The sequence below is a fragment of the Jidongwangia harbinensis genome (assembly GCF_020216025.1).
Lineage (GTDB): Bacteria > Actinomycetota > Actinomycetes > Mycobacteriales > Micromonosporaceae > Actinoplanes > Actinoplanes harbinensis.
The window spans coordinates 24,186-36,274 of sequence record NZ_JAIWNC010000059.1 but is presented as its reverse complement, the minus strand read 5'-3'; the positions used below and the strand labels follow the sequence as shown (position 1 = coordinate 36,274).

Below are 12,089 nucleotides of genomic sequence, written 5' to 3'. Positions count from 1 at the left end.
CCAACCCGCCACCTCCCTCTCAACAGCCAATATCACCGCCGTTGAGAGTGAGCCTTCGGCAACGACTACCCGCGCACGTGCACCGGTGTGTCGCCGACCCGGTGAACGTTCGTGGTCAGCGCACTAGCGGGCCCGTCCCCCCGCGTCAGCCGCCCGCTCGGCGGAGGTTTCCGGCCAGGACCCGCATCAGGACGGTGGGCTCGAACAGCGCATCCGCTCGGCGGGCGGCCGGGGCAGGCCGAGTTGTGCGCGGTCGGCGGCCACGGCCATCCGCCAGGGCGGATCGATGTGCTTCGCGGCAGCGGCGAAGTAGCGGCGGGCCAGGTCGTCCCGGCCGCCGGCCAGGGTGTCTCGCAGCGCGACCGCCTCCAGCGCGGCCACCGTCATGCCCTGCCCGAACAGCGGGTTGAAGCTGCACATGGCGTCGCCGGCCACGAGCAGCCCCGCGGGAAACCGGCGGAGCCGTTCGTAGTAGCGGCGTCGGCTGCCAGATACCGATGCTGGCGGGGATCGTCCAGCCAATCGGCGTCGCGGAGCGCCACGGAGACGAACTCGGGGGCGACGCTGTCGAGGTAGGCCGCGAACCCCTCGTGGTCGACGGGCGGATGGTGGCCGGGGTAGCCGCCCACCGGGGCGTCGTCTCCGAGTTCGCGCAGCCACGCCGGAGTCCGCCCGCCGCGGCCCGTGGCGTCCACGACCAGGTCGGCCGGCAGGGTCTCCTCGTCGCCGTCGCGCGGCGCCACCCGGACTCCGGTGACCCGGTCGCGGGACGCCGAGGTGACCGGGCCCAGCGCGGCGCAGTCGTCGCGGAGAACCACATTGGGCATGCCGCGCACCTCGTCCCGGACCCGGCCCTCCAGGTACGGACGGCGGGGCTGGAAGCCGGGGCGCTCCCTGGGTGCGCCGGTGCGGCACAGCACGCGCCCGTTGAACTCGGTCCAGGCCTGAGCCGCGCCACGATTCCGCGGCACGCCGTCAGCGGCCATCCTCGCCAGCAGCCCGGCCATGCTGGCCCCCAACACGACCGCGTGGTCTTGAGCACCGTCCATCACGCGCGCGACCTCCTGTCGATAGTCCGGTGAAAAGGGAATGGCGTCCCGCGGTCGGAGGAAATGGCGCCCCTCCGCCTATCAGAGTCATCCGGCAGATGCCTTCGCCGAGGCGAACGAGGAACGGCGCCGCTGACCACTCTCCGGTCACCGGCTGGGCCGCTCCGTGCCAATTCCATTTCGGACGACGGGTCTCGCTGTCGTGCCAACAGTGATCAACCTGGATCGCGAAACGCCGGCGCAGCGCGGGATCAGCGTGTGGCACACCGATCCGATCCGACGACACCGTCGTTCAGGACGACGATATTCAGCCCCTGGGGTACGCCCGGATGCCGATGACCGCATGCACGGCGGTCACCGGCCTGGTCGCCTGCCGGCGCGGCACAGCTCTGGAGATGTTCCGGTATCGCACCTGAGCGCGGCGCGTCCCGGGTTGCCGCCATCCCTCGAAGGTCCGGGTGCACGACGGTCAAGTCTGCAGAGAGCGGACGTCGACGTCGTCGGCCCCGGGTGCCGTCGTTGCCTCCTTCTCCGATCGGAACGCGCCGTCCGGGTGGTGGAGAGCCGGACCCGATGCGGTTCCGTCGATGCGGCTGCCACCGCGTGGCCCGGTCGCCCGGTCCGGCCGTGCCGCCGGAGGGAGCCCGGATCTCCGACCGTGGTGCCGGGCCCGGTCCTCCCGCGGCGGGGTCGCGTCGCCGTCACCGTCCCCCGGGCCGGCCCGACAAGGCACCGCACGCCGAGGACAGGGAAGGCGGTACCCGTGAGACTTCGTCGGCAGGCGTCCGGACCGACCGGAGCCGTGAAGGAGGGTTTCGGTGTTCACTGCGCTCGGGAGGCTGGTCGTGCGACGAGCCCGGCTCACCCTGGTGGGCTCGCTGGTGGTGCTCGCACTCACCATCATCTTCGGCGGGGGGATCTTCGCCAGCCTGTCCACCGGCGGATTCGACGATCCCGACTCCGATTCCTCCGAGGTCAGCCGGCTGCTGGAAAGTGTCGGCGCCGGTGCGCCGGACATCCTGCTCGTCGTCACGGCCGACGCCGGCGACGTCGACGCGGCGGCCGTCACCGCTGCCGGACGGGATCTGTCCGCACGGCTCGCCGCGGTGCCGGGCATCGAGACCGTGACGTCGTACTGGACCTCCGGTTCGCCGCCGTCGCTGCGCGCCGAGGACGGTAGGTCGGCCCTGATCCTGGCCACGGCCGGCGGGGGCGAGGACGGCGCCGAGGAGACCGTCAAGCGGGTGCAGGACGGCCTCGACGGCGACCAGGGGCTGCTCGATGTCGAGATCGGCGGTGCCGCCGCGATCGGCGAGGCGATCGGCCACGGCCTGGAGAAGGACCTCCTGCGCGCCGAACTGATCGCGGTCCCACTGACGCTCCTGCTGCTTCTGCTGGTCTTCCGCGGCGTCGTCGCCGCGCTGCTGCCGCTGTTCGTCGGGGTGGCGGCGACGTTCGGTGCGTTCTTCGTGCTGTGGTCCATCGCCCAGTTCACCGACATCTCGGTCTTCTCCATCAACCTGATCACGGCACTGGGTCTGGGCCTGGCGATCGACTACTCGCTGCTGATGGTGTCCCGCTTCCGCGAGGAACTCGACGCCGGGCACAGCGTCGGCCTGGCGGTCACCCGCACCGTCGAGTCGGCCGGCCGGACGGTCGTGTTCTCCGGGGTGACCGTGGCGGTGGCCCTGCTGTCCCTGATCGCGTTCCCGCTGTACTTCCTGCGGTCGTTCGCCTATGCCGGAGTCGGCGTCGTCCTGGTCGCCGTCGCCGCCGCGGTGATCACCCTGCCCGCGCTGCTGGCGGTGCTGGGGCACCGGGTCAACGCGGGGCGGCTGCCGGGCATGCGGTCCGGCGGGCAGAGCACCTCGCCCCGATGGGCGGCCATCGCGCAAGGAGTCCTCCGCCGGCCCGGGCTGATCACCGGCGGCGTGATCGCGCTGCTGGTCGTGCTCAGTCTGCCCATGCTCGGCACCCGGTTCGGCAGCCCCGACGCCCGGGTGCTGCCGGCCGACGTGGCCGCGCGCCAGGCGACCGAGAAGGCCCAACGCGACTTCGGCTTCGCGGCCGAGGCGTTCCCGGTTCTCACCCGCGGCGCCGTGAATCAGGCGGACCTGCAGGAGTACGTCGCGGCCGTGTCCCGGATCGAGCACGTCGCCCAGGTCAGCACGGCCGGTGGCACCTGGTCCGGCGGCCGGCAGGTCAGCGGCCCCGCACCGGACTCGGCCCGCTACCTGACCGGCATCGGCCAGTGGTTCGAGGTCGTGCCGTCCGTGTTGCCGATGTCGTCACCAGCCGAGACCGTAGTGCAGGACCTGCGCGATCTCGACCCGCCGTTCGAAACCCTCGTCGGTGGCAGCACCGCGGTACTCATCGACACCAAGGCGGCGATCTTCTCGGTCGCGCCGTGGGCGGCGCTCTGGATCGCCGGCGCGACGTTCGTTCTGTTGTTCCTGATGTTCGGCAGCTTCCTCGTGCCCCTGAAAGCGATCGCGCTGAACACCCTGAACCTGACGGCCATGCTCGGCGTCATGGTCTGGATCTTCCAGGACGGCAACCTGTCCGGCGTGCTGAGCTTCACGCCCACCGGCCTGACCGACGTCTCCATGCCGCTGCTGATGTTCGCCGTCGCGTTCGGACTGTCGATGGACTACGAGGTCTTCCTGCTCGCCCGGATGAAGGAGGAGTACGACCGTACGGGCGACAACAACGCGTCCATCGTCGCGGGGATCGCCAAGACCGGCCGGATCGTCACGGCCGCCGCGCTGGTGCTCTCGATCACCTTCTTCGCGTTCGGCGCCAGCGGGATCGCGTTCATGAAGATGTTCGGCCTGGGCCTCGGCCTCGCCGTGCTGATCGACGCCTTCGTCGTGCGGGTCGCCCTGGTGCCGGCGCTGATGAAGCTCGCCGGGCCGGCCAACTGGTGGGCGCCCGGGTGGGCTCGCGCCCTGCACGCCCGCTTCGGACTGGACGAGAGCGGCGGGACGCTGTCCACCGATCCACCGGCGGCGGAGGTGCCCGGCGGCCAGGCCGCCACGGTTCCCGAGCGCATCGCCTGAGCGGACGGCCACCATCGCGACCTGCCGATTCCCGGCCGGCGCCGCGCCGGCCGGGACGGCTGATCCGCAGGCGGAACCGCGCTCCCGGCGCACTCACGTCGCAGACATTCCGAATCGGGCATGAACTCGACGGCACGGGCGCTCTCCTCCCCTGGGAGGAGTGCGCCCGGCACCGTAGACGGAGCCGCCGGCGGCCGAGCTGACCTAAGATCACTGGCATGCGGTCACTGCTGCACAGCCGTGCGGGATTCGCGCTCGGGGCAGCAGCTCTCGGTACCGGCCTGGGGGTGCTCAACCTCTACTACGCCACGAGCTGGGGCAAGGTCATCGCGCTCCTCATGCTCCCGGCCCTGGCCGTCCGGGCGCTCTGGCCGGCGATGCCCGGCTGGCTGCTGCTCGCCTGGGTCACCGTCCTCACCCTGATCGGCGACGCGGCCTCGGTGACCAGCGGCGCCTATCTGGTCGTCACCACCGCGGTGGCGGTGGCGGCCGCCGGTCACACGCGGCGGCTGGACAACGTCGCCCTCACGCTCTGCGTGCTGTCGCCGTTCACCATCTGGCTGCTCGAGACCAACAGCTGGCACCGGGGCCTGGGCGCTTGGCTCTGGTTCGGCGGCCTGCTCATCGGCTGGGGCTTCGGTCACGTCGTCGCCCGGCAGTTCGCGCTCATCGAGGAGCTCGAACGCACCCGCACCATGCTGGCCAGGACGGCCGTGGCCGAGGACCGGCAACACATCGCCCGCGACCTGCATGACCTGGTGGGGCACAGCTTCACCGTGGTCCTGCTGCACCTGTCCGGGGCGCGGATGCTGCTGACCGCCGCACCGGCGGCCCCCGCCGAGGCGATCGACGCCCTGCAGCAGGCGGAGACGCTCGGCCGTCACGGAATGGACGAACTGCGCGAGGCACTCATGCTCATGCACCACGGCTCGGCGTCGCTGACCCCCATGGAACCCGCCCACCTCGACAACCTGCTGCGCACCTACCGCGAGGCCGGCATGCACATCGACCTCCACGTCGACGGCGACATGGACGGCGTGTCCGCGGCGCCCCGGATCGTCCTGCACGACGTGTTGCGCGAGGCGCTCACCAACGTCGCCAAGCACGCCCGCCCGCCGGAGACGACGGTCCGGATCGGCGTCGACCACGAACACATCGACGTCCGCATCGAGAACGCGCTCGGTCCGGTGCCGGTGGCCACCGGCGCCGGGATGGGGCTGGCCGGGCTCGATCACCGGGTCGCCGCCATCGGCGGCACGTTCCACGCCCGCCCCGACCACGGATGCTGGGTGGTACGGGCCCAGTTGCCCCGCCGTCTCGGTGGAGCACCCACGTGATCCGGGTGTTGCTGGTCGACGATCAGCCGATGGTCCGCGCCGGGCTCGCGCTGATCCTGCGTACCCAGCCGGACATCGAGGTGGTGGGCGAATGCGGGGACGGCGGTGAGGTGGTGTCCGCCGTCTCCCGCTGTGCCCCGGACATCGTCTGCGTCGACGTGCGCATGCCCGGCGTGGACGGGATCGAGGCGACGCGGCGGCTGCGTGCCGTCGACGGGCCACCGGTCTGCGTCCTGACCACGTTCGACGACGAGAACGTCCTGTGGTCCGCGGTCGACGCGGGCGCCGCCGGGTTCGAGCTGAAATCGGCCACCCCGGAGAACCTCATCGAGGCGGTACGCACCGTGGCTTCGGGCGGGACCTGGATCGACGGCACGTTGCTGGGCCCGATTCTCGCCGCGTACCGGCAGATGGTCCGGCCCCGGCCGCACGGCGACCACCGGATCAACGCACTCTCCGCCCGCGAACTCGACGTGCTGCGCCTGATGGCCCGCGGCGCGTCCAACCGGGAGATCGCGCAGGACCTGCGGCTGGCCGAAACCACGATCAAGACACACATCGGTACGATCTTCACGAAGCTGGGCGCGCGGGATCGCGCCGCGGCCATCGTCATGGCGTACGACACCGGGCTCGTCCGGCCCAGCGGGTAGCACCCGGTCCGCCACACCGACGTGTACACCGCCGGCCACGCCTGCCGCGGTACGTCTCGCGGACGTCCTCGGTGCGCATGAGGTCGCCGAGTCCGTCCCGGGTGAAGAAGTGAAACGTCGAGGTACGCAGGATCCACGCATTGAACAGACCCACGACCAGAAGTGGCGCGAGGATCCGGAGAAGCGAGCCGAACCCGGACCCCTCGATGTGCTCCCGACGATGGGCCTCACCCCGGCAGGCGAAAACGGCTTGCCGCGCCGGAGGCGGTCCGCGATGGTGGAGCGCATGACGTTCTGACGGACCATCCCGCCGTACCCCGCCCATCGCAGCGAAGAGAGCGTCGTGTCCCCGCACCAGGCCCGGCCGGGTTCCGTCCCGGCCACCGTCACCGTGTTCGCCTCACCCACCAGCTGGATCGAGTCCGGCGCCGTCGACCAGTGCCACCAGGTGGCCGCGCTGGACGGCATGATCCACGTCGCCGGCATGCCGGACCTGCATCCCGGCAAGGGCGCACCGATCGGCGCCGCCATGTCGTCGACGGTGCTGTACCCGTTCCTGGTCGGCTCCGACATCGGCTGCGGCATCGCCGTGTTCCCGATCCGGCTCAAGCGGGCCGTACCCGAGAAACTCGCCACCCGGTTCCCCGACCTGGACCGCCCGCTGGACCCGGACCGGGACGCCGGCGACCCGGCGTGGGCGGTCCTGGACGGCGGCATTCCCGCCGGCCACCTCGACGGGCTGGGCACGGTCGGCCGGGGCAACCACTTCGTCGAGCTGGCCCGGGTCGGCGCCGTCCTCGAACCGGACCACGCGGCCCGGCTCGGGCTCACCGGCGGCGACCTCGTGCTGATCGTGCACAGCGGCTCCCGCGGGCTGGGCGAGCGCATCCTGCGGGCGCACACCGAGGAGCACGGGGCCGGTCCGGCACCCGATCCGGCCGCGTACCTGGCGATGCACGACGAGGCCGTGCGCTGGGGATCGCTCAACCGGCGGCTGATGGCGGCACGGGTCGCGCTCGCGCTGGGTGCCGAACCCACCGAGCCGGTGGTCGACGAGTGCCACAACCTGGTCGAGGTCCGGAATGGCGTCTACCTGCACCGCAAGGGCGCGGCGCCGGGCGACGGCCGGGACGTGCTGGTGGCCGGCACCCGCGGCACGCCGTCGTACCTGGTCGCCGCGCACGCCGGGGCGGACGCCAACCACTCCGTGGCGCACGGCGCGGGGCGCAAGATGTCGCGTGCCGACGCGCTGCGCCGGGGCCGGGCCAAGCACACCGTCGAGGAGTTGCGCCGTACCCCGGTGGGGTCGCTGGTGGTGTGCGGCGACCGGCAGCTGCTCTTCGAGGAGGCGCCCACCGCGTACAAGCGGATCGAGCAGGTGATCGCCGACCTGGCCGGCCATCGCCTGGCCACGCCGGTGGCCACCACCGTGCCGCTGGTCACCTACAAGACCGCCGATCTCGGTGCCACGCCGCGCCGGGACCGCCGGGAGCACCGTCGCGGGCACGCCCGGCGGTGAGCCGCGGGCCGGGTGTTGACCTCAAGTCAGGTTGATGGTTGATGCTCCCCGGGTCGGTCGGCGAGCGGAGGGCGGGTCAGCATGCGGGTGGTGGAGGTGGCGCGGTTCGGGGCGCCGGAGGTGCTCACCGTGGTGGAGGCGCCGGATCCGGTGCCCGGCCCCGGCGAGGTGGTCGTCGACGTGGTGGCCGCGGAGGTGCTCTGGGTGGAGACCATGATCCGGAGCGGGAACGGCGGGCCGTACTTCCCGGTGCAGCCGCCGTACCGGCCCGGGGCCGGCGTGGCCGGGACGGTGACCGCGGCCGGCGCGGGCGTGGCGGGCGACTGGATCGGCCGCCGGGTGGCCGCCGCCACCGGAGACCACGGCGGGTACGTCGAGCGGGCACTCCTGCCGGCCGGCGACCTGATCGAACTGCCGGACGGACTCGCCTGCACCGACGCCGCCGCGGTGCTGCACGACGGCACCACCGCGCTCGGCCTGATGGACGTGGTCGAGATCAAGCCCGGTGACCGGGTGCTGGTGACCGCCGCGGGCGGCGGCATGGGCGCGCTGCTCGTCCAACTGGCGCACGCCGCCGGTGGCCGGGTCGTGGCGGCGGCCCGCGGGCGGGACAAGCTGGAACGCCTCCGGCGGTGGGGCGCCGAGGTCGTCGACTACGCCACGCCGGACTGGACCGCATCGGTCGCCGCGGCCGTCGGCGGTCTGGACGTGGTGCTCGACGGCGCCGGCGGCAGATACGGCCGGGCGGCCTTCGACCTGGTGGTACCGGGCGGCCGATTCTCCGCGCACGGCACGCCCAGCGGCGCGTTCGCGCCGGTGGACCGCGATGCGGCGGCGGCACGGGGCATCACCGTGACGGGTATCGAGCGGGTGCAGTTCCCGCCCGGGCGGTTCCGCGAGTACGCCGCCCGGGCTCTCCACGAGGTGGCGGCCGGCCGGCTCACCCCGCTGATCGGGCAGACGTACCCGCTCGACCGCGCGGCCGAGGCGCACACCGCGATCGAGAACCGGTCGGCCGTCGGGAAGACCCTGCTGCTGACCTCGTGACGGCCGGCGGTCAGCCGCCGAGCGCGGCGATCGTCGCCTCCAGGGCCGGCTTCGCCGCGCGGTCCTCGTCGAACAGCAGTGCCGCGCCCTGGCCGGCGAACGTGCTGGGCACCCACGACTCCCGGTCGCTGACCTGCCACACCGTGATGCTGCTGCACGGCGCCACGGCCAGGCAGGCGCGTACCACGGTGGCGTAGTCCTCGGCCTGCTGGGCGAGCTTGGCCGCGTCGGCCGGCAGGTCCATCCGGATGTCCAGTTCGGTGATCTGGACCTCGACACCCAGGTCGGCGAAGCGCTGAAGGTTGGCCTGCAGGTCGGCGGGGATCTGGCCGAGGACGAAGTGCGATTGGAAGCCGACGCAGTCGATCGGTACGCCGCGGGCGGTGAAGTCGCGGACCATCTCGAACGTCGCGTCGCTCTTGGCGTTGACGCCCTCGATGCTGAAGTCGTTGTAGCAGAGCTTGGCGTCCGGGTCGACGGACCGGGCGGTACGGAACGCGTCCTCGATGTACCCGTCGCCGAGCACGGTCTGGAACACCGACGGGCGGCGCGAGCCGTCGTCGAGGAACGCCTCGTTCGCCACGTCCCAGTACTCGACCCGCCCGCGGAAGTGCCCGGCGACCTCGGTGATGTGCCGGTCCACGGCCGTCCGGAGTTCGGCCGGGTCCGCGATGGCCTGCACGTACGCGGGCAGCTGGCTGTGCCAGACCAGGGTGTGGCCGCGGACCGCCATGCCGCGCTCCCGGGCGTGGTCGACGATCACGTCCGCGGCGTCGAACGTGAAGGCACCGGGTGCGGCCTCGGTGGCGTCCCACTTCATCTCGTTCTCCGGCGTGATCCCGCTGAACTGGCTGTCCAGGATGTCCACGTACCCGGCGTCGCCCAGGTTGTCCGAGACCGCGGCGCCGAACGTCCGCCCGGCCGCCGCGGCCGCCCCGCCCAGGGTGGCGGCGGCGCTGGACGGCAGAGCGGTGACCACCACGCCCGCGGCCGCCGCCACGGCCAGTGCGGACCACCCGGACAGGAACGCGACGCGGCGTCGGGAGCGGGTTCGTGTCGGAGTCATGCCGTCCAGTACGGGCCGCGGCGCCCGGACGGTTCAACCGTGGGGCACGGGCACGACTTCTCCGGAGTGCCGAACGGTGCGAGACTGGACGGGTCAGACACCGCCCTCGATGCTGCGCAGGGAGACGTGGGGCGATGCGGCAGAGCGTCCGGCTGGGCCGGGTGGCCGGCGTACCGGTCGGGGTGCACTGGTCGGTGCTGGTCGTCCTGGTCCTGCTCGTGCAGGCACTCGCCGCCGCGTTCCTGCCGGCCGGCGCACCGGGGCACCGCACCCCGGCGTACTGGCTGGCCGCCGTGGCGATCGCCGGGCTGTTCCTGCTCGGGCTGCTGGTGCACGAGCTGGCCCACGCGCTGACCGCCCGGCACTACGGCATCCGGGCCGAGGCCATCACGCTCTGGGCGCTGGGCGGGGTGTCCGAGCTGGACGACGAACCGCCGCATCCCCGGGCCGCCCTGCTCATCGCCGTGTCGGGTCCGGCCGCCAGCGCCGGCGCGGCCGCGCTCTTCGCCGCCGGCGGGCTGCTCGCCGGCCTGGTGGACGGTCTCGGCCTGCTGCGCGTCGGGCTGCTGTGGCTGGCGCTGGTCAACGCCGTGACCGCGGTGTTCAACCTGCTGCCCGGTGCACCGCTGGACGGTGGCCGGGTGGTCGCGGCGGTGGTGTGGCGGTGGCGCGGCGACCGGGCCCGCGGCGTGCGCGCGGCCGGCCGGGCCGGGATGTGGGTCGGCGGTGCGCTCACCGCCGTGGGGTTCACCGCGGTGCTGCTCACCGGCTCGCTGAGCGGGGTCTGGGTGGCGCTGGTGGGCTGGTTCCTGACCGTGTCGGCCCGGGCCGAGACGACGCGGGTACGACTCGGCACGGCGTTCACCGGCCTGCGGGTCGGGGACCTGATGACGGCCCCGGCGGTGTGCGGCTACTCGGGTCAGTCGGTGGCGGCGTTCGTGTCCGGGGTGGCGGCACGGCATCCGCACCGCGCGTACCCGGTGATCGATCTGGACGGCCGGTTCGCCGGCCTGGTCCTGCTGGGCCGGCTGGCCGCGCTCGCCCCGCCGCGGCGCGCCGGCACCCGCCTGGCGGACGTCCTGGTCCGGCCGGCCGACGTACCGGTGGCCGGGCCGGACACGCCGCTCACCGAGGCGGTGCCGATGGCGGCGGGTCCGCACCGGATAGCGGTGGTGGTGCGGGACGGCCGTCCGTGCGGTGTGCTCAGCTCCGGCGACGTCCGGCGGGCGCTGCAGATCGTCGAGTTGGGCGGCCGGCCGCACCGTCACCCGGCCGGCGCCGAGCTGCCGTCCCCCGGCTGAGGGGCGGCCGGCCCGCGCAGCGTCGCCACGTCGAGGACGAACCGGTAGCGCACGTCCCCGGCGTCGAGGCGGCGGTAGGCCTCGTGGATCCGGTCGGCGGGGATGACCTCGACGTCGGCGACGATGCCGTGGGCGGCGCAGAAGTCGAGCATCTCCTGGGTCTGCGCGATGCCGCCGATCGAGGTGCCGGCGAGCCGGCGCCGGCCGCCGATCAGCAGGCCGACCGGCGCGGTCAGCGGTGCCACCGGCGCGCCGGCCATGACCAGGGTGCCGTCGGTGGTCAGCAGGTTCAGCAGCGGAGCCGTGTCCGAGGTCGCGGAGACGGTCGAGATGATCAGGTCGAACGTGCCGGCCAGGGTGGTGGTCGGGGCGCCGTCGGTCGTCGCGTACACCTGTGTGGCGCCGAAGCGCCGCGCGTCGGCGGCGTTGGCCAGCGTCCGGCTCAGCACGGTGACGTCGGCGCCCAGCGCGGCGGCGATCCGCACGCCGACGTGCCCGAGTCCGCCCATCCCGGCGATGGCGACGCGCATCCCCGGACCGGCCCGCCACTCCCGCAGCGCGGAGTACATGGTGATGCCGGCGCACAGCAGCGGCGCGCCGGCCGCCGGGTCCATGCCGGCCGGCAGGCGCAGCACGAAGTCCTGGTCGACGACGATCCGCTGACTGAACCCGCCCGCGGTGGCGCGGCCGCTGCGGTCGACGGAGTTGTAGGCGCCGACCGCACCCCGGAGGCAGTACTGCTCCAGGCCCCGGGCGCAGTTGCCGCAGTCCCGGCAGGAGTCGAGCAGGTTGCCGACCGCCACCCGGTCGCCGACCGCGTAGCGGGTCACCTGGGCGCCGACGCCGGACACCACGCCGGTCATCTCGTGGCCGGGCACCAGCGGGTACGTGGAGAAGCCCCAGTCGTTGCGGGCGGCGTGCACATCGGAGTGACAGACGCCGACGAAGCCGAGGTCGACCACGACGTCCGTGGGACCGGGCTCCCGGCGCTCGATGACGACCGTGGCGAAGCGGGCGTCGGGTCCGGCGACGGAAAGCGCCGTGACGGCAGTGGGCATGCG

10 protein-coding genes are annotated in these 12,089 nt (G+C 73.2%); 6 read left to right on the top strand and 4 right to left on the bottom strand.

The genetic code is table 11. From position 1 onward, the window contains the following. Nucleotides 1–186: 186 nt before the first annotated feature. Nucleotides 187–435, bottom strand: a complete 249-nt coding sequence (locus tag LDL48_RS41050) for an FAD-dependent monooxygenase family protein (protein ID WP_225260605.1) — start codon at nucleotides 433–435, stop codon at nucleotides 187–189. After that, nucleotides 384–1,022 carry a hypothetical protein gene (locus LDL48_RS41045; protein WP_225260604.1) on the bottom strand — a complete coding sequence of 213 codons (639 nt, stop codon included), beginning with the start codon at nucleotides 1,020–1,022 and terminating at the stop codon, nucleotides 384–386. Before LDL48_RS41045 ends, LDL48_RS41050 begins: the two co-directional genes overlap by 52 nt. 845 nt (nucleotides 1,023–1,867) lie before the next feature. Here LDL48_RS41045 and LDL48_RS41040 point away from each other — a divergent pair. From LDL48_RS41040 to LDL48_RS41020, 5 genes are all read left to right on the top strand, one after another. Then, complete coding sequence (locus LDL48_RS41040; RefSeq protein ID WP_225260603.1) at nucleotides 1,868–4,108, top strand: MMPL family transporter; 2,241 nt, start codon at nucleotides 1,868–1,870, stop codon at nucleotides 4,106–4,108. 218 nt (nucleotides 4,109–4,326) lie between these two features. Further along, nucleotides 4,327–5,445 carry a sensor histidine kinase gene (locus LDL48_RS41035; protein ID WP_225260602.1) on the top strand — a complete coding sequence of 373 codons (1,119 nt, stop codon included), beginning with the start codon at nucleotides 4,327–4,329 and terminating at the stop codon, nucleotides 5,443–5,445. Further along, nucleotides 5,442–6,095 carry a response regulator gene (locus LDL48_RS41030; RefSeq protein ID WP_225260601.1) on the top strand — a complete coding sequence of 218 codons (654 nt, stop codon included), beginning with the start codon at nucleotides 5,442–5,444 and terminating at the stop codon, nucleotides 6,093–6,095. The genes LDL48_RS41035 and LDL48_RS41030 overlap by 4 nt, the downstream gene beginning before the upstream one ends. 343 nt (nucleotides 6,096–6,438) lie before the next feature. Beyond that, nucleotides 6,439–7,614 carry an RNA ligase RtcB family protein gene (locus tag LDL48_RS41025; protein ID WP_225260600.1) on the top strand — a complete coding sequence of 392 codons (1,176 nt, stop codon included), beginning with the start codon at nucleotides 6,439–6,441 and terminating at the stop codon, nucleotides 7,612–7,614. Between the two features lie 81 nt (nucleotides 7,615–7,695). Next, nucleotides 7,696–8,661 carry a zinc-binding dehydrogenase gene (locus LDL48_RS41020; protein ID WP_225260599.1) on the top strand — a complete coding sequence of 322 codons (966 nt, stop codon included), beginning with the start codon at nucleotides 7,696–7,698 and terminating at the stop codon, nucleotides 8,659–8,661. Between the two features lie 10 nt (nucleotides 8,662–8,671). Here LDL48_RS41020 and LDL48_RS41015 read toward each other — a convergent pair whose 3' ends face one another. Further along, nucleotides 8,672–9,727 (bottom strand): glycoside hydrolase family 10 protein, encoded by a 1,056-nt coding sequence (locus tag LDL48_RS41015; protein ID WP_225260598.1) that lies wholly within the window; start codon nucleotides 9,725–9,727, stop codon nucleotides 8,672–8,674. Nucleotides 9,728–9,861: 134 nt separating this feature from the next. Here LDL48_RS41015 and LDL48_RS41010 point away from each other — a divergent pair, with 134 nt between their 5' ends. Further along, complete coding sequence (locus LDL48_RS41010) at nucleotides 9,862–11,028, top strand: site-2 protease family protein (RefSeq protein ID WP_225260597.1); 1,167 nt, start codon at nucleotides 9,862–9,864, stop codon at nucleotides 11,026–11,028. Here the strand turns inward: LDL48_RS41010 and LDL48_RS41005 are convergent. Then, nucleotides 10,992–12,086, bottom strand: coding sequence for an NAD(P)-dependent alcohol dehydrogenase (locus LDL48_RS41005; protein ID WP_225260596.1), 1,095 nt, complete (start codon nucleotides 12,084–12,086; stop codon nucleotides 10,992–10,994). The two genes, LDL48_RS41010 and LDL48_RS41005, sit on opposite strands and share 37 nt — an antisense overlap. Nucleotides 12,087–12,089: the final 3 nt, after the last annotated feature.